Origin of the sequence: Arthrobacter castelli DSM 16402 (genome assembly GCF_000430705.1) — a bacterium.
Classification (GTDB): domain Bacteria; phylum Actinomycetota; class Actinomycetes; order Actinomycetales; family Micrococcaceae; genus Arthrobacter_C; species Arthrobacter_C castelli.
The window spans coordinates 48,230-64,128 of record NZ_KE387201.1; the positions used below are offsets into that span (position 1 = coordinate 48,230).

Consider the following 15,899-nt stretch of genomic DNA (forward strand, 5'->3'; position numbering starts at 1 on the left):
CCACGGTGACTTAGTGGAACGCAGCGACTCCGGTGACCGCACGTCCGGTGACCAAGGTATTGATTTCTGCCGTCCCCTCATAGGAGTAGACAGCTTCGGCGTCGGCGAAGATCCGGGCCATCCCGTAGTCCGTGACAATTCCGTTGCCGCCCAGGATGCTGCGGCCCTTGGCTACGCTTTCACGCATCCGCTCCGTGGTGAAGGCCTTGGCCAATGCCGAATGCTCGTCCCTGGCCTCTCCGGCGTCCTCGAGCTGGGCCAGGCGCACCATCATGGACATGGAGCTCATGGCGTTACCCAGGATGGTCACCAGCTGCTCCTGCACCAACTGGAACGCGGCAATCGGCTTGCCGAACTGATGCCGCTGAACCGCATAGCGCCTGGCCACGTCGAAGGCGGCCAGCTGCTGGCCTACAGCCTGCCAGGCCACTCCGGAACGGGTGGTCTTCAACACCTTGTTTGTATCGGCGAAGCTATTGGCCCCGGCCAGTCGGAAGTCATCGGAAATACGGACATTCTTCAACGTGATGTCTGCATTTTCGACACTGCGCAGGGAAATCTTGTTTTCGATCTTGCTCGCGGAGTAGCCCTCTGTTGCGGTCTCGACCAGGAAGCCCTTGACCTGGTTGTCGGCCACGTCTTTGGCCCAGATAAGAACATAGTCCGAAAAGGTGGCGTTACCAATCCACCGTTTGGCGCCGTTGATAACCCAGTGGTCGCCGTCGCGTTCGGCGATCGTTCGCGTTCCACCGGCGACGTCGGACCCGCCCAACGGTTCGGTCAGGCCGAAGGCCCCGATCTTCTTGAGCGAGTAGATGTCGGGCAGCCATCGCGCCTTCTGCTCCTCGGAGGCCAGTACTTCGATGCTGCCCGTGAAAAGCCCGTCGTGCACGCCCAGGAACGTGGCGAACGAGGTATCAGCCCGCGTCAATTCGGCGTGCATCATGCCGGCAAAAAGATGCGAGTGCCCTTGCCGCCGCACCGGGCTGATGATGTCGAGTCCGGCCAGCTTTTCAATGATCTGCCGGGGAAATTCTCCGCGGTTCCAGTACTCGCCGGCAATCGGGGTTACTTCTTTGCTGAGCCAGTCCCGGATCTCCTGCAACCGCTCGCGCTCCGCGGCCGTCAGCAGCTGTTCAAAGGCGAAGAAGTCCCCGTCGGGGTACGGAAGGTTGTTGATATCGGGAAGTGAGGCCATGGAAGTGTCCTTTGCTGAAGCTCCCGTTACACCTGGGGACCGAGGCGCCGGGACCACTAAGTTACCGATCAGTAACTTACCAAACAACGCAGCCATAGCAAAAAGCCCCGGCGCACCGTGGCGCGCCGGGGCGTTGTAGGGCAGGTGGGGCTTGAACCCACGACGTACGGATTATGAGTCCGGTGTTCTAACCAGCTGAACTACTGCCCCGTGTCGGCCAATATGGCCAGTGGCCCGCCATCATTAATTTGCCGACCATGACATCCTAATGTGTCGGGACACGCTGCGGCACATCAGACCGGCTGCTGCTCGGTCCCTTCCGCCGCCCGATCGCCGCGGTACAACAATTCGAACGTCGACAACGTCCCCTCCATGCTGTGTTTATTCACCATTTCGCGGCTGGCCTTGCCCATCGTCTGGCGCTGGTCACCGGACAATGTCAGGATAGTCGTCAATTTTTCGGCCAGTGCATCGGAGTCGCCGGGCTCGAAGAGATAACCGTTGATCCCGTCATCAACCAGATGCGGCAGCGCCATCGCGTCAGCCAATACAACGGGTTTGGAAGCCGACATGGCTTCCAACGTCACCAGCGACTGCAGTTCCGCCGTTCCCGGCATGCAGAAGATGGTGCTGCGGATATAGGCCAGGCGCAGCTCTTCATCGCTGATGGCGCCATGGAAGGTCACCCGGTCGGTCATACCCAATTGTGCTGCCCGCTCTTCAAGCGCTTCGCGCACCTCGCCACTGCCGACCACTTCGACCTGCAGGTTGATCTCAGGCGGAGTTTTGGCCGCTGCCTCAATCAGTATGTCGACATGTTTCTCCTCGGCCAGCCGGCCGACGAACAACACCATCGGGTTTTCAGGCATCTGAACATCTTCGCCCGGGCGCAGTTCGTAGGCAGCGGCATCGATGCCGTTGGAAACGGGCAGCACTTCGGCCAAAAATGCGTGGTTGCGCATCGCCTTGGCGGCCAGTGGGGTTGGCGTCGTGACGGCGGCCGCACTCCGGAAGACCCTGCCCATGTCACGCCACGAATTCTTCGCGACAATCCGCTTGAACCATTTTGGAAACGGCAGGAACGGGTCGAGGTTTTCGGGCATGAAGTGGTTAGTGGCCACGGCGCGGATACCCCGCCGGTCCGCCTCTTCGATGACGGCCTTGCCCACCATGTAGTGGCATTGGACGTGAACCACATCCGGGCGGACCTCGTCGAATATCCGGCCAATGTCCTTCTTGATCTCCCAGGGAAGGCAGATCCTCCAGTACTCGTGGGTCGGGACGGAATGTGAGCGCAGCCGATGGACCATCGTGCCGTCCTCCGGCCCCGAAGCACTGGGGCCCGCCGAGTCGCGGAACGTCACCACGTGGACGTCGTGCCCACGATTGAGCATCCCCTGCGACAGCCGGTAACCGAATTGGGCGGCCCCATTGATGTGTGGCGCGAAGGTGTCCGCGGCGATCATGATGGTCATCGGCTTGGCGCCGGTCGGATCCGTCACTGGTGTGCCACTCCTGGGTGCTTGAGGTCAGCGTTCGGGATTCTTGATAACTGCGACCCTCTTCCGCTGCCGCGATCCGCTGGTGCTTTTCACAACATCGGGGTGGTGCCTTGCGAGGGCGGTGACTCCCACAATAGCAAGCACGGCGGCCGCACCCATGGCAATTATCATCACCGCGGGCACGTCGTCGCGTGCTTCGCCCAGAATTGCGATTCCGATAGTTATGCCAACGATCGGATCAATCACCGTCAGTCCGGCAATGACCAGGTCTGGAGGTCCGCTGGAATAAGCGTTCTGCACAAACCAGGCACCCAGACCGCCCGCCGCTGCAATCCCCAAAACCGTGTACCACTGCACGTTGCCAAGGGCCAACCCGTCCCCAGCCAGCAATTGGCTGGCTATAACCCGGGTGAGCACGGCCACGAATCCGAAGAGGATCCCTGCGCCGAGGATATAGGCGAACGCACGCATGCGGTGGCCGAATGCCACCGCGAGGAATCCGAACACAGCGACCACGACCGCAAGCAGCAATACCGTGGTCAGTTCGTCGCTGGCACTGACGGTGTGGGACTCACGGGTGACCTGTACGGCCATCACGACAAACAGCGCGCTGCCCGCAACACACAGGGCAATGGCCACTACCGTCATCCGGTTCAGCCGGATGCCCTGATCGCGTGAATTAACGATCGTCGTGATCACCAGCGCGATCGCTCCGATGGGCTGGACGACCATCAGCGGCGCCATGGCCAGCGCCGTGACATTCATCGCCATTCCGGAGCCGAGCAACAGCAGCCCGAACATCCACCGCCTATTACCCAGCAACCGCATGAAGCCGGAGGAATTCAGCGACAAGCCGCCGGTGTCGGCGCGCACGGCGCTGCCCTGCCGTTGCGCACCATAGGCAAGGCACACCGCTGACAGTAGTGCCAGCAGTATTGCCAGCCACTCCATCAGCGGTTGCCTTTCAGCGCCCGAGCAAGGGGGCTCATATTGAGATGGCGGTCTGCAGTGGGGGTTCCGTTGCGCCGGCGCGCAATATCCTCACTCGCCACCCCTTTCGTCGCCCGGGCACGGTCGTAGTCTGCTGTGCAGGGCAGCGGTCAGCGGCGAATGAGCTTGCGCGCGAAGACTGCCAGAGCCACACCGGAGACGGCGAGCACCGCCAACGGCTGCCAGCGGCTCTTGAGCGCGTTCACTGTGTCCTGCGGGGAGCGGTTCGCGTAGCTGCTTGCCTTGATCTTCGCTTCGTCGCTGGCCTCCCGCATCCGGGCTTTGAGGTCCAGCTTCTCCTCGAGCGAATCCCGTATTGCCGCCAGCCGGTCCCGGCGCAGCTGCGAGCGGTGCTTCAGTTCGCCAATACTCGGCGGCGGCGGCTGCTTAGCCTTGGCCTTGGCCTCCGCCTCCTTCTTAGCCGCCTTCTCCTGCTTCGCACGCGCCTTCTTTTCCTCAATCGACTTCGGGTCGAACGAGGAACCTTCTTTGAGCACGCCGATGTCGTATTGGACACCGCGGATAGCGCTTTCGGGTGCGGGCGGCATGACCTTCTTGAACCGGCTGAGCCCAATCAGCGCCGCGATGGCCGCAATGACCAGGAACGCTGCGGCAACGATCAGTGCCGCCAGCCACGCGGGCATCACGGTGGCCAGTCCGAGAATCGCGGCAGCAATGAGGGCAATGACCAGGAATGCGCCAAATATCAGTGCGACCACAAAAAACGCCGAGGCGAACGCAGCCTGCTTTCCCTTACGTTTGAGCTCGTCCATGGCGATGGCAAGCTCGTCTTTAAACTGTTGGGGTGTCAGCCGTCCGGCGAGCTTAGCCAGGGCTGTCACCGATGAATTCCGGTTCACACCGCTGCTGTGAGAGCCATTGGATTCAACCATGAACTCCGCCTCCATCCATTCTCGCTGCTCCTACGGTCCATCGCTGAGCCGGCACCTGCCAGGCAGCTGGTTGACAGGGCGCTTACCGTCCAAAATTACCATTTAGTAGCCAGAACTGAACCCGGCGCCTCTACGCGCTAATTTCTCATTGTTTATTGGCCGTCCACAAATTCCTATTTTCCCGGCTCGGGCCCCACCCCAATTGTTGACATATCAGGACAAACGCACCGAAGAATGAGAGTCGCGTGAACGTCATAACCACCCTGTCATTTGAAACGCGCATTGATGGGGCAGGTCAAAGGGAAAACAAAGGTAGAGTGATACCGACGCGACGGCTTTGCGAGGGAATTCTTGACCACCATGACCCATCCCGGGGACGCGCTGACCCGTCGGCAAAAGCTCGTTTACGTTGTCATTCTCGGCGCACTCACCGCGCTCGGCCCCTTCACCATCGACCTGTACCTGCCTGCTCTCCCGGCCATCGAGGGGGACCTGAAGGTCAGCGAGGCGGCGGTGCAACTGACGCTGGCCGGCACTACTGTCGGTTTTGGCCTTGGGCAACTACTGGTCGGACCATTCAGTGACAAGGTCGGCCGCCGCACACCCCTGATCATGGCCACCAGCGTGCATGTCCTCGCTTCGATGGGCGCCGCCTTGTCCACCGATATCACCGTGCTGATGATCTTCCGCGTCTTGCAGGGAGTCGGTGCGGCAGGCGGCGGTGTGGTGGCGATGGCCACGATTCGTGACTTGTTTGGCGGCTATCCCCTCGTCCGCATGCTGTCCAGAATGGCCTTGGTCAACGGGCTGGCACCAATTTTCGCACCAGTGATCGGTTCGCAATTGCTGCTGGTGCTGGACTGGCCCGGCATCTTCTGGTTCCTGGCGGTATACGGAATGCTGGTCCTCACCGCGGCTGCCTTGTTCATCGTAGAGACTCTTCCCCGGCAACAACGGCGTGCCTCGACCACCACCACACGACAGCGCTATCAGGCTGTGCTCAGCGACAGGATCTTCATCGGCATGCTGCTGATGGGCGGGCTGAACTTCGCTGGACTGTTTACCTATTTGTCAGCCTCCCCGTTCCTCTTCCAGGACCTGTACGGGCTGTCGGCTCAGGGGTACGGATTGCTATTCGGCATTAACTCACTGGGCGTCGTCTCCGGTGTGCAGGCCAGCGCGAGGATCATGCGCAGAATCGGGCCGCAATGGGTTATGGCCTGTTCGACGGCGTCAATGTTCACCATGGGATGGCTGATCGCCATCTTCGATTGGGCCGGCTTCGGCTTTTGGGGCACGGCAGTACCGCTGTGGTTCTACATTATGTCCTTCGGCTTCACCATTCCCTGTATTCAGGCGTTGGCCCTGGGCCGCCACGGCAGCCAGCCAGGTACGGCGGCTTCGCTGCTGGGCGCGGCCACCTTCGGCTTCGCCGGGGCGATGACGCCGGTGGTCGGACTGTTCGACGGTGCCGCCGCCCCAATGGGACTGTTGATGTCGGCGTGCATCGGACTCGCCATCATCGTGCTGTGGACGATAGTGCGCCCACGTACCGTACCGCCACTGTAAGACCGAGAACCATCCGCCCTTGGATTCACCAGCACAGCGTGCACCGGGGCTGGAACGCTAAGCTGGGACTATGCCCAAACAACCGTCGAACCGCAATGGCAGAGGGCTCTTTGTCGGCCTGATTCTCGGCGCCATACTCGGATTGTTCATCGGACGCTTTACCGGCAGCCTGCTCTTTTCCGCCATCCTCTGTGCCGTCGTCGTCGGGCTGTTGATGTACCGGGTTAACCCTGGCCACAAGCGACGGTAACCGGCCGTGTGAAAGCGCGGCCTATAGCCCGGCCAGGTCCGCCAGTTCCGCATCCGTCCATTGTGACGCCAAGTGCGGAAAGCATGTCCTAAGTGTCCTGGTCACGATGGTGGCCGGCGGAGCGTCGCCGCCCAGAGCCTTGAAGGTGCCGACGAGGTACGCGGAGGTGGCCCCGTGCAACGCCGCCCAGGCCGCGAATGAGACCTCCATGACGTCGCCGGCCGGCATTGCCCCTGAACGCATGGCGTCCTCGACCGCGGCGACGAAAGGCCCGAAGGACTTCAGCCCGACGTCATTCGGACCGGCCGGCAGATGTTCCTGGAACATGGTGCCGTACAGGGCCGGGTTGGCCGCGGCGAACCCGAGATAGCGAACACACAGCAGCAGCAGCCGGTCCGCGGGGCCGGCCCCCTCCGGGAAAGGCAGCGCAGCAGCCTCGCCCAGCAACAGATATCCGCGCCTCGCGACTGCCGCCAGCAGTGCGTCTTTGTTGGCGAAGTGCCGGTAGGGCGCCGCCGAACTGACTCCGGCGCGGCGGGCCACTTCATTGAGGCTGAATGCGGCCGTGCGGTCCGCGAGCAGCGCCGCCGCACCGTCAATGAGCGCCTCACGCAGCGCACCGTGATGATACCGGCGCGTCGACGATTTGCTCCCACCTCTAGCGGACCCGGCTGTCATAGATTTAGACTACACAATGTAAGAACCATTCACATTGAACGGCGGGGGCGCAGTATGCCGATCATCCAACCACGTGTCCGGGTTCTGTACGGGCTCGTCCTGATTCCCAGCCTCACGGTCGCTGTACTGATGGCGACCCTGTACTTCGTCGTGCTGCCGCTCGCCCCGTGGGTGCAGCAGTACTACTTCACCCAGCAGGCGCAGACCTTCGCGACCTACCAGGTCCCGTTGCTCGGGCACATCGGGTTCGGCGCGATCGCCCTCGCACTGGGGTCCATCAACCTGATTCACGCGTTGCGGCAGCGGGCGGTGCGCGCGCATCCCGTCGTCGGACGATGCTACGCCGTGGCGGTGGCCATCTCCGCGCCATGTGCGGTGTTCATGGCCTTCCACGCCTATCCGGGCACGGTTCCCGGCGGGCAAATAATCGTGACAAGTGGCCTGTGCACCCTCGCGTTGCTCTGGCTGGCCACGCTGGCCATGGCCATCCGCGCCATCGCACTCAACCACGACGTCGCCGGGCACCGGTTCTGGATCATCGTCAATTTTTCACTCACCTTCGCCGCCGTGGTGTTCCGGGTGGAGAATTCCCTGATCCTTGCCACAGGCACCTTCGATACGCTCTATCCGTTTCTCGGATGGGCATCCTGGGTGCCGAACATCATGGTCGGGGTATGGCTCGCACGGCGGCTCAACCGCGCACGGGTGCCGAAGGCGCTTTCCGGGCCCAGACCCGCGACTGTCCAGTAGATACGAAAAAGCCCCGCACTCACGTGGAGCACGGGACCGGATCGCTCCCCCAGCTGGATTCGAACCAGCAACCCTTCGATTAACATGCGCTTTCTACATGAATGCAGTGTGATTCCTGCATTTTCGCAGGTCAGAGGGCATAAAATCAGTATCCGGTTTTGACTTGGCTGTGCTGGAATTGACCAGATAATGCTGATCTAGCCCGGTGCTTAGGCCGGTGCATAAACGGGCAACTGCAATCGGTGCTTACGACGGGTGTGTCTTCCTGAAGGCCTTCAAGAGATCACCCATGTCGATCCCTTCGGTGTAGTGCTGCTTGTTAGTCGAGGGGTCATGTCCCCACAACGGGGCATAGACCTCACGCGGGATCCCCGCCTCTTCGCAACGACTGCTCATCGTGGTTCGCCACAGATGCGTGCGCAGGTACTGTAGCTTCGGAATATCGAGTTCCTCGGCCATTTGCCGGTAGAGCTGGGCGGCGTAGATTCCTGCTCCGGTCGACCCTGTGGCCAGCCATTGCTTCATGGGGTCGGCCGGCGAGCCGAAGAGGTACTGCTCATCGCTGGCAGCGGCGTCGACCAGATTTTGTATGTAGTCCTGGATTTGCCCGATCAACACTGGAGTGAGCCGGGCCGTTCTGGTCTTCGATGCCCCCTCGGTCACGTTGACCTGCATGAGACCGTCTGCGTCGACGACGATGTCCCTCGGGGTGACTTGTAGAGCTTCGGAGATGCGCAACGCTGTACCGGCCTGGAACAGCGTGAGGTTAATGATGTTCTTGTTTCGGTTAATGCGGTGCTCGATGGTCCACTGGCCACGCTTGGGCGGGGTCACGCCCTCGGCCGGATCGAGGTTTAGAAGGTACTTAATGACCCGTTCCTGCTCTTCGGCCGTCAGTCCTTGCCCACCACGCTTGGGCCTGTCGGTCTTGGCAGGGTACTTATGCAGTTCGAGCTTGTGGTTTTCCAGAGGATTGAAGCTGACGAGCCGGTGGCGCATCATCGGTTGAGTGATATATCTGCCGAGCACTGTTTTAGCCGTGCGGGCGGCCCCCCGGCCGTGATCGTAACCAATGGCGTCAAGAGCATCGATGAGGATGTCGTAGTGCATCGTGGCGGAGATCGAGCGGCCGGCCAGCTGCTCACGCAGCAGTGCGACAAGGTCCCGGTAGCGGCGAACTGAGGCAGGCCGAAGATCAGCAGACTCGACTTCGGCGGTCGCGATCTTATCGATGTACTTCTCAACCTTGTCGGTGGGTTTCCAGCGTGAAATCCGGCCACCGGCGGTCAGCAGCATTTCGGCTTGCTGACGGGCTCTGTTGCGCACTTCGGTCTTGCTTGTACCCTCGGTGCGCTTGTTGGGTATTAGAAGACCGTCATGCAAGCGTACAGACCAATCGAGAACGACGCGCTTCTTGCCTTTGCGGATACGTTCGGTCGGAGTATTCCGGTCAACACTGTGTTGACCAGGCTGGAGACGGCTACTGGCTGCTTTACGGTTCTGGGCTGTCATACATGACACAGTAACAACTCGGATAATCATTCGATAGATATTCGAGTTATCATTGGTTATTCAGTGAGTACGCTGGTAATGTTACTTCCAGATCAATCCATGAAGAGACAGGGAAGGTATTCCGATGTCGATGATGACCTCCGACTGGCAGGGCGCGGTTTCGCCGAAACGAGCCGCTGAGTACATTGATACCACCGAGGGCACACTGGCCAAGTGGCGACATCAGAGGGTTGGCCCGCCGTACCTGAAGATCGGTGGCAAGGTCCTCTATCGGACCGAAAGCGTTGAAAATTATCTCCGGGGGCTCGAAGAGCAACAGATGAATGCAGTCTGATTCAGGATTCGTCTAACTCATTGCGAGGACGAGTGAAACCGCCATCAATGGCGTACGGGGACGAAGCACGCCGGGAGCTCCTGGCCGCGGGCATAAGAGAAACGAGCATGGGATCTGACGGTCCGTGATGCGAATATCGACGTCAAGAGGGAAGCTCCGGCGGTTAGCGCGGGGGCTTCTTCATGTTCGATGCCGAACACCTCGTGTGCTGGCGTCGATGATGCTCAAGCACGCGATCAGCTCTGTTCGAAGGGTAAGACGACCGGGTTATCATTGCATTCGACGAGCGCACCCGAAGATGTAGCTCTCGGGCGGTCCCGTTGAGGGGCAGAACGACCGTCCAAGCGTGGCGATCAAAGGGTTGAAGCGATGACAGTTCAGTCCCTCAGGCGATGCGACCAGTAGCCGGGGCGGCGCGCCTCATGAGCGTAGGCGAGGACAAAAGTCTCTTCTTCATGGACAACGTAGACGAGCTGGTAGGGGAACTTGCCGAGATGCCTTGTACGGATTATTGGTTCACGCTGTCGGCCGCGGTACGGGGGCGGTGCGTCCGGCCATTGGAGGATCAGTTCCGCTGCGGATTCGGCCGCGTCGGCAAACTCATCACCAAGCCTGCCGTCCTCGATCCCCAGATAGCGTTCGTGGGCGTCCAAGAACTCCTCACGAGCCTCAGGGTGTTCGTTCCAGTCGAGGGTCACTTGCGTCGGGCGGCCGACCGCGCCCGTGCGATGGCGATGGTCTCACGGCCGCTGACCGGCGTGACTGTGCCACTCTTCAGCTCGTCGAGCCGACGATCAATTGTCTCGGCCCAAGCGGCATCGATCTCCGCCTGCTCCGTCTCGTCGACCTGTTGGAGCGCGAGCGCGGCGATCTCGCGCTCGTCGGCGTCGAGGGCCTTGCCTGCCTCGATGTAGTCAGCCAGCTTCGATGTCATGCATCCAGTATACGGCCAGCGCACGGACGTCGGCCATGGGATCGGCAGTGAATTACGGTGCAGGGCGGTTGCGTTTGCGCGTTCGCCACCGGGAATCCGTGCCGGTGAGAGGTGCAGCGCTTGTAGGGTGACGCGGCGGCGTTACTTGGGTGTTCAGATCCCATCGAAGGGGAGGCTACCTTTGTCGTCGCCCGGATCGACCGGTGTCCCGGGCGGCACGGATCGCGGGTGGCCTGATAGAGAGCATCGGAGGCTTGTTCGTCGTAGGAGTCTGCGAGGTCGACGCCACCGGTCCCGATGACCTGTTCCCAATTGAATCCCATGGTTACGACCCTGTCCGCACTCTCCGCGTAAGCTTGAGTTGTGGACTATGAGCGTATCGACGGACCGGACGGCCTCGAGATACGTGTGCCCCGGAACGAGGACTACCGGACCTGCTCCGTCTGCAGGGGCGACTGCGAACCCGAGTCAGAAGCCGTCGACGGCATCGGCGTCCGGATCATGTTCGTCTGCCCCGAGCACGGCGCGCAGTCGATCGTGGACCCCTTCAGCGACCTGCGGTGAACTGTCGCCCGAGTATTGCCGGGTTACCGACAGGAAGGATAGTTCAATGGAGCTCCCCGAGATCGAGGATGTGATCTGGCAAAAGGAAGAGGACCTCAAGCGGTGGTGCGCATCGAGTGGCGAGGACGTCGGTCGAATGATCGAGATCCCCGGCTCCGGCGACTGGAAGGTCGAGTGCCCGAAGTGCGGCAGGTGGTGGCATGGCGGCAGCACCGTGCTCGACGATCACGACCGGCCGGGGTCATGACCGAGGCCGACTGGCCCGACACGGCTCGGCAGCCGCGGTGCCCCGGCCGCAAGGAGCTGATGCGGGCGGTCGACGGCTCCGACGGGTGACAGGAGACCATGGGTGGTGAATTGGACCTGTCCGCGGCGACGGGTAAACAGGGCCTGAGCCAGAGCATCGATAACCAACGATGATTCCTTGGACATGGAGGCCTTCCAGCCCAGAATCATCCGGGAAGCCACATCGGTGATGAAGGAGACGTAGCAAAATCCTGCATAGGTCCATACGTAGGTGAAGTCCGCCACCCACACAGTGTTCGGGGCAATGATGTCCCAGCCACGGTTGGCCCGGTCCGGGTGCCGGGATGCTTCTCTGTCCTGCCTGGTCGTAATCGTGCGGTGCCGGCCCCTCATCGCGCCGGCCAGACCGGCCTGGCGCATCAATCTGCCCACCCGGTCCCGGCCAATCCGGTAGCCCTGCCGCTTCAACTCGTGCCACATTTTCAGCACCCCGTAGCAGCTGAAGTTCTTCTCATGCACTCCCTTAATGACCTCGATCAGCAACAGATCAGAGGCTGCCCGGGCAGAAAGCGGGCGGGTTTTATGCGCGTAATAGGTGCATGGGGCGATCTTGATTCCGGCTTCATCGGTCAGAATGCGGCAGATCGGCTCGACCCCGAAACGGTGCCTGAAGGCATCGATATAATCAACAATTACGGCCGTGGGCGGTCGAGCTCTGCTGCGAGGACTGTGTCTCCGGGTGCCACGCGCAGGGTCGGTCCGGGCAGGGAGCCGTTGAAGGCCAGGACGGATGCCTGCCGCCCGCCGACCTGAATACGTGCCGGGGCGGCGGCCAGGTCCAGTTCCAGCACGCCGTTGCGGCTGGCCAGCACCTGCGGTTCGACGAGTTCCTGACCACCTGTGTATCCGCGGCCGCCGGTGGCGGTCCACCACAGCCCGGTCCCGCCAACGACGGTGGCGCCGGCCCCTGCCGCCCCGAGCGCCAGCAGCTGCCGGCGGGTCAGCGGGCTCACTGGCCGTCACCTTCGAGGGTCCGCAGCCGTTCCCGGTACTCCTCGGTGCTCAGCTCGCCGCGGGCGTAGCGTTCTTCGAGGATGTCCCGCGCCCGATCAGAACCTACGCCGCGTCCAGTACTGTGACCGGATGCGCCGGTGTTCGAGGTCGTGCCGGTGAAGGTCTTCACCAGCACGACCACCAGCGCGATCACCCCCACGAGCGCCAACAGCCCGAAGATCCACATCAATCCCATACCGCCCATACCGCCGCCGTTCATCATGATCGTGCTCCTTCTCCCTCGTTACATGGTCGAATCTTCAGTCGTACGTCTCTCTCACGGATGCGTTGTTAGCCCGGTCTTGACCTCTCATGGTCGTGGACTAGAGCGTGTCTCTTAAATTGGTTTGGCGTGCAGAATTGTGGCGGCGATTATGACGCCTCCGCGGTAGGTGAGGGCGTATTTGTCGTATCTGGTGGCGATGCCACGCCATTGTTTGAATCGGCCGAAGCCTCGTTCGACGGTGTTGCGCTTTTTGTAGAGTTCGGTGTCGAACGCCGGCGACCGGCCACCCTTGCGGCCCTTGTTCTTGCGGTTTTGCCGCTGATCACGGCGTTCGGGGATCGCGTGTTTGATCCGTCTGGCACGCAATTTCTTCCGGGTCGAGGGGTGGGAGTAGGCCTTATCGGCCAGCAGCGTGAACTTCGGCCGTGAGTGCTTCTGGTCCCGATAGGTATCCAGCAACGGCTCGAGTTGCGGATTGTCGCCGCCCTGACCGGGCCCGAGCAGTAATGAGACCGGCCTTACCAGCCCATCGGTGAAGGCGTGTATTTTTGTCGTCAGTCCTCCGCGGGAACGGCCGATCGCATGATCGGTCGGCTCGCCGGCCAAGAATTTCATGTAATTCGACTCAGCCCCCTGTGTCCCCGCTGCGCACCGCGCCGGCCGCATGCTGATTGGCCCTCACACTGGTCGAGTCGACAGCGAGCAACTGTGCCAATTCGGCGTCCACATCAGCATCGGCGCCCCGTACCGCCTCAAACATCCGGTCATAGGTGCCATCGGTCGACCACCGGAAATGCCGCTTCCACGCGGTCTGCCACGGCCCGAATTCGGCCGGAAGATCCCGCCAGGGCGCGCCCACCCTGAACCGCCAACAGATCGCTTCCAAAATGCTGCGGTGATTGCGCCACGGACGGCCACGGCGCCCCTCCTCCGGCAACACCGGTTCAATCGAGGACCACAATTCATCGGAAATCACATTCGAACGAGCCATAAAATCAGCTTCTCAAGACGAACCCCACAAATTTAAGAGACACGCTCTAAGCGCATCTCCTACTCACCACCATCGGCACAAAGCACGCGGGCTGCGGGCATCCCGCCGATGGATGCGGCGGCGATCCCGACTTTGGAGGCTTCTTCAATCTCGGTTACCAACCGCGCTGTGGCCACCGGATCCGTCTCCGAAGGCGGGAAACCTGTGGTTGACAAACAATACGGACGTTGGTGGTGGAGGGCTCGGCCAGCACGCCGGCAATGCCGGGATCCGCAACCCCGGGGGCCTCCGGAACGGGCTGGCCCGAAACGCAGCGGCTGCTCAGCCAACGCGAATGCTGTCACCGCAAGGAGCCGGTTACGATTCGGCCATGGGCAGTCCGACCGCTTCCGCGTCGTCGTATCTGGCGTCGATGTGGACGACGTCCTTGCCGGCGCGTTGGAGCAGGCTGGCCGCGATACCGGAGCGGTAGCCGGAGGCACAGTGGACCCATAGTCTGCCGGAGGGGACGGCTTCCATACGGGACAACAGATCATGGACCGGGATGTTCACGGCTCCTCGAATGTGGGACGCTTCGAACTCGTCGGTGCCCCGCACGTCCAGGATGACCTCTTCACCGGTGGTGTCGCGGGGAACCTCATCCCAGCCGACCCGTGGATACTTCGCGACCGGTGCTCCGGCGGCCCACTCGTCCGGGCCGCTGCCGGTGGCTGCATCAGGTGATTCGATACCGATCCGGGACAGGTCGCGGATCGCGTTCTCCACCTCTTCGTGCGTTCCGGCCAGGGTCAGTTTGTCATTCCAGGGCAGCACCCAGCCCAAGTATCCGGTGAAGCTGGAGCCGCCGCCGTATTCGAAACTGACCGAGCCTTCGAGGTGGTTGCTGGCGAAAGCGACCCTGTTCCGCAGATCGACGACCCACTCGCCCTCGCGGAGCCGGCGGCCGATTTCACCGGCGTCGACCGACTCTGGCACCGTCAGGTCCACCGGGCCGGGGCCTTCCCTGTTCAAGGGGCTCATGTGCGCGTAGTAAGCAGGGTAGGCGCTGAGATTTGCGATTAGTTCCGAAACGAAGTGGTCCTCATCCGGATCCGTTAAGGCATGATTGTTCCGCGCCTGCTCACCAATTGTCGACGCGTCCACCCGCGCGGCGGGTCCACTGGAGCAGAAAGAACCAAAACCATGGGTTGGATACAACGGGGCGTTCTGGGCGGCTTCTTCAACGAGCCGCCGGGCCGATGCATACTGATCCCGGGTGAGGGCTTCAGTGTCGTCGTCACTGACCAGGTCTGTGCGTCCAACTGATCCGTACAGCAGGCTTCCGCCGGAGAAAACCGCTTGTTGTTGGTCGTCGCTGACGATGTAGGACAGATGCGTGTGTGTATGCCCGGGTGTGGCAACGGCTCTGACCGACAGCCCGCCAACCTGGAAGACGTCGCCGTCGGAAACCGGGGTCCGTTCATAGTCGACGGGATCGGCGGCGTTGACCAGATACTTCGCCCCATGCGCCTGGGCCAGTATCAGCCCGCCGGTGAGGTAGTCGTTGTGGATGTGGGTTTCGGCAACGTGGGTGATCTTCACCCCCGCGTCGCGCACGACGGCTTCGAGCCGGTCCGTATCGCGCTGCGGATCGATCACCAGCGCATGGGTGCCATCGTGGACCACGTAACTGCGGTCCCCCAGTTGCGGGGTATCAATCGTGACGACATCCATGGAATGCTCCTTCGCTGCGCGGTGTTGTTCAGCGGTGCGGATTATGCCGGTTCCTACGCTTCGGCGGCGGTCGGCAACTGGGCCAATGCGGCGCGCAGTCGGGTGTCGGCGTCGTTGGCCACTTCACGGACAGCGTCGGTGCCGCTGAGTTCGACCATGGTTTGCGGGTCTATGGCTTGGACCACGGTGGTGCCGGAGGAAGGGTCGTGGCGTACGACGACGTTGCAGGGCAGCAGTGCCCCCAGGTCAGGTTCGGCGGTGAGGCCGCGCTGGGCCAGCCCGGGGTTGCAGGCACCCAGGATGACGTAGTCGCCGAGCTCGTCTCCGGCCTCGGCACCCAGCTTCTTTTCAAAGGTGGAGCGGACGTCGATTTCAGAGAGAATGCCGAACCCCTGTTCAGACAGAGCCTGCTTCGTCTGTTCCACGGCGTCGGTGTAGGACAGGTCGACGGTGTTCGTGTGGGTGTAGCTCATCTTTTACTCCTTGCTGGTTGTTC

Annotated in this window: 19 protein-coding genes, 1 tRNA gene and 1 pseudogene; 6 read left to right on the plus strand and 15 right to left on the minus strand. The window is 61.7% G+C overall.

Going from position 1 to position 15,899, the window contains the following annotated elements:
• Positions 1-10: 10 nt before the first annotated feature.
• The 5 genes from H535_RS0121900 to H535_RS0121920 form a co-directional block, all read right to left on the minus strand.
• Complete coding sequence (locus H535_RS0121900; RefSeq protein WP_026821221.1) at positions 11-1,198, minus strand: acyl-CoA dehydrogenase family protein; 1,188 nt, start codon at positions 1,196-1,198, stop codon at positions 11-13.
• Between the two features lie 136 nt (positions 1,199-1,334).
• Positions 1,335-1,408, minus strand: a tRNA-Ile gene (locus H535_RS0121905).
• 83 nt (positions 1,409-1,491) lie between these two features.
• Positions 1,492-2,700 carry a glycosyltransferase gene (locus H535_RS0121910; protein ID WP_026821222.1) on the minus strand — a complete coding sequence of 403 codons (1,209 nt, stop codon included), beginning with the start codon at positions 2,698-2,700 and terminating at the stop codon, positions 1,492-1,494.
• Positions 2,701-2,727: 27 nt separating this feature from the next.
• Positions 2,728-3,651, minus strand: a complete 924-nt coding sequence (locus H535_RS0121915) for a DMT family transporter (protein ID WP_026821223.1) — start codon at positions 3,649-3,651, stop codon at positions 2,728-2,730.
• Between the two features lie 149 nt (positions 3,652-3,800).
• A complete protein-coding gene (locus tag H535_RS0121920; RefSeq protein WP_035770603.1) occupies positions 3,801-4,583 on the minus strand; it encodes a phage holin family protein in 783 nt (260 codons plus the stop codon).
• A gap of 360 nt (positions 4,584-4,943) precedes the next feature.
• Between H535_RS0121920 and H535_RS0121925 the strand changes: the two genes are divergently transcribed.
• Together H535_RS0121925 and H535_RS0121930 are read left to right on the plus strand one after the other, a co-directional pair.
• Positions 4,944-6,152 carry a multidrug effflux MFS transporter gene (locus H535_RS0121925; protein ID WP_081416887.1) on the plus strand — a complete coding sequence of 403 codons (1,209 nt, stop codon included), beginning with the start codon at positions 4,944-4,946 and terminating at the stop codon, positions 6,150-6,152.
• A 70-nt stretch (positions 6,153-6,222) separates the two neighbouring features.
• Positions 6,223-6,402, plus strand: coding sequence for a hypothetical protein (locus H535_RS0121930; protein WP_026821226.1), 180 nt, complete (start codon positions 6,223-6,225; stop codon positions 6,400-6,402).
• Positions 6,403-6,423: 21 nt separating this feature from the next.
• Here H535_RS0121930 and H535_RS27310 read toward each other — a convergent pair whose 3' ends face one another.
• Positions 6,424-7,080: a TetR/AcrR family transcriptional regulator gene (locus H535_RS27310; RefSeq protein WP_051299658.1), complete on the minus strand. Its 657-nt coding sequence runs from the start codon at positions 7,078-7,080 to the stop codon at positions 6,424-6,426.
• Between the two features lie 54 nt (positions 7,081-7,134).
• On the opposite strand from H535_RS27310, the gene H535_RS0121940 reads away from it, so the two are divergent.
• Positions 7,135-7,830 (plus strand): DUF2306 domain-containing protein, encoded by a 696-nt coding sequence (locus H535_RS0121940; protein ID WP_026821227.1) that lies wholly within the window; start codon positions 7,135-7,137, stop codon positions 7,828-7,830.
• 246 nt (positions 7,831-8,076) lie between these two features.
• Here the strand turns inward: H535_RS0121940 and H535_RS0121945 are convergent, their stop codons facing one another.
• Positions 8,077-9,342, minus strand: coding sequence for a site-specific integrase (locus H535_RS0121945; protein WP_162144926.1), 1,266 nt, complete (start codon positions 9,340-9,342; stop codon positions 8,077-8,079).
• A gap of 124 nt (positions 9,343-9,466) precedes the next feature.
• Here H535_RS0121945 and H535_RS27315 point away from each other — a divergent pair, with 124 nt between their 5' ends.
• Positions 9,467-9,676: a helix-turn-helix domain-containing protein gene (locus tag H535_RS27315; protein ID WP_035770577.1), complete on the plus strand. Its 210-nt coding sequence runs from the start codon at positions 9,467-9,469 to the stop codon at positions 9,674-9,676.
• A 377-nt stretch (positions 9,677-10,053) separates the two neighbouring features.
• Here the strand turns inward: H535_RS27315 and H535_RS27320 are convergent, their stop codons facing one another.
• Together H535_RS27320 and H535_RS0121960 are read right to left on the minus strand one after the other, a co-directional pair.
• Complete coding sequence (locus tag H535_RS27320) at positions 10,054-10,329, minus strand: hypothetical protein (protein WP_155838832.1); 276 nt, start codon at positions 10,327-10,329, stop codon at positions 10,054-10,056.
• A 41-nt stretch (positions 10,330-10,370) separates the two neighbouring features.
• The gene (locus H535_RS0121960; protein ID WP_035769921.1) at positions 10,371-10,610 is read right to left on the minus strand and encodes an addiction module protein; all 240 of its coding nucleotides are present in this window, start codon (positions 10,608-10,610) and stop codon (positions 10,371-10,373) included.
• Positions 10,611-10,973: 363 nt separating this feature from the next.
• Between H535_RS0121960 and H535_RS0121965 the strand changes: the two genes are divergently transcribed.
• Together H535_RS0121965 and H535_RS0121970 are read left to right on the plus strand one after the other, a co-directional pair.
• Positions 10,974-11,174 (plus strand): hypothetical protein, encoded by a 201-nt coding sequence (locus H535_RS0121965; protein ID WP_026821229.1) that lies wholly within the window; start codon positions 10,974-10,976, stop codon positions 11,172-11,174.
• A 46-nt stretch (positions 11,175-11,220) separates the two neighbouring features.
• A complete protein-coding gene (locus H535_RS0121970; protein ID WP_026821230.1) occupies positions 11,221-11,421 on the plus strand; it encodes a hypothetical protein in 201 nt (66 codons plus the stop codon).
• Here H535_RS0121970 and H535_RS29510 read toward each other — a convergent pair.
• The 6 genes and pseudogenes from H535_RS29510 to H535_RS0122005 all read right to left on the minus strand — a co-directional run bounded on the left by H535_RS29510 (position 11,400) and on the right by H535_RS0122005 (position 15,876).
• On the minus strand, positions 11,400-12,212 hold the full coding sequence (locus H535_RS29510; protein ID WP_245580422.1) for an IS3 family transposase: 813 nt from the start codon (positions 12,210-12,212) through the stop codon (positions 11,400-11,402). The genes H535_RS0121970 and H535_RS29510 overlap by 22 nt on opposite strands.
• A complete protein-coding gene (locus tag H535_RS28125) occupies positions 12,113-12,433 on the minus strand; it encodes a cupredoxin domain-containing protein (protein WP_051299660.1) in 321 nt (106 codons plus the stop codon). The genes H535_RS29510 and H535_RS28125 overlap by 100 nt, the downstream gene beginning before the upstream one ends.
• Positions 12,430-12,696, minus strand: a complete 267-nt coding sequence (locus tag H535_RS0121980) for an SHOCT domain-containing protein (protein ID WP_026821231.1) — start codon at positions 12,694-12,696, stop codon at positions 12,430-12,432. Before H535_RS0121980 ends, H535_RS28125 begins: the two co-directional genes overlap by 4 nt.
• A 114-nt stretch (positions 12,697-12,810) precedes the next feature.
• Positions 12,811-13,690 (minus strand): annotated as a pseudogene (locus H535_RS28795) (IS5 family transposase).
• Between the two features lie 357 nt (positions 13,691-14,047).
• Positions 14,048-15,403 (minus strand): MBL fold metallo-hydrolase, encoded by a 1,356-nt coding sequence (locus H535_RS0122000; protein WP_026821234.1) that lies wholly within the window; start codon positions 15,401-15,403, stop codon positions 14,048-14,050.
• A gap of 53 nt (positions 15,404-15,456) precedes the next feature.
• Entirely contained in the window at positions 15,457-15,876 is a 420-nt protein-coding gene (locus tag H535_RS0122005) for a DUF302 domain-containing protein (protein ID WP_026821235.1), read from the minus strand.
• Positions 15,877-15,899: the final 23 nt, after the last annotated feature.

Excerpts from the sequence above, each read along its gene's own strand:
- H535_RS0121900 (WP_026821221.1), bottom strand. The coding sequence starts at position 1,198 with ATGGCCTCACTTCCCGATATCAACAACCTTCCGTACCCCGACGGGGAC.
- H535_RS0121915 (WP_026821223.1), bottom strand. The coding sequence starts at position 3,651 with ATGGAGTGGCTGGCAATACTGCTGGCACTACTGTCAGCGGTGTGCCTT.
- H535_RS0121920 (WP_035770603.1), bottom strand. The coding sequence starts at position 4,583 with ATGGTTGAATCCAATGGCTCTCACAGCAGCGGTGTGAACCGGAATTCA.
- H535_RS0121925 (WP_081416887.1), top strand. The coding sequence starts at position 4,944 with ATGACCCATCCCGGGGACGCGCTGACCCGTCGGCAAAAGCTCGTTTAC.
- H535_RS0121930 (WP_026821226.1), top strand. The coding sequence starts at position 6,223 with ATGCCCAAACAACCGTCGAACCGCAATGGCAGAGGGCTCTTTGTCGGC.
- H535_RS27310 (WP_051299658.1), bottom strand. The coding sequence starts at position 7,080 with ATGACAGCCGGGTCCGCTAGAGGTGGGAGCAAATCGTCGACGCGCCGG.
- H535_RS0121940 (WP_026821227.1), top strand. The coding sequence starts at position 7,135 with ATGCCGATCATCCAACCACGTGTCCGGGTTCTGTACGGGCTCGTCCTG.
- H535_RS0121945 (WP_162144926.1), bottom strand. The coding sequence starts at position 9,342 with ATGACAGCCCAGAACCGTAAAGCAGCCAGTAGCCGTCTCCAGCCTGGT.
- H535_RS27315 (WP_035770577.1), top strand. The coding sequence starts at position 9,467 with ATGTCGATGATGACCTCCGACTGGCAGGGCGCGGTTTCGCCGAAACGA.
- H535_RS0121960 (WP_035769921.1), bottom strand. The coding sequence starts at position 10,610 with ATGACATCGAAGCTGGCTGACTACATCGAGGCAGGCAAGGCCCTCGAC.
- H535_RS0121970 (WP_026821230.1), top strand. The coding sequence starts at position 11,221 with ATGGAGCTCCCCGAGATCGAGGATGTGATCTGGCAAAAGGAAGAGGAC.
- H535_RS0121980 (WP_026821231.1), bottom strand. The coding sequence starts at position 12,696 with ATGATGAACGGCGGCGGTATGGGCGGTATGGGATTGATGTGGATCTTC.
- H535_RS0122000 (WP_026821234.1), bottom strand. The coding sequence starts at position 15,403 with ATGGATGTCGTCACGATTGATACCCCGCAACTGGGGGACCGCAGTTAC.
- H535_RS0122005 (WP_026821235.1), bottom strand. The coding sequence starts at position 15,876 with ATGAGCTACACCCACACGAACACCGTCGACCTGTCCTACACCGACGCC.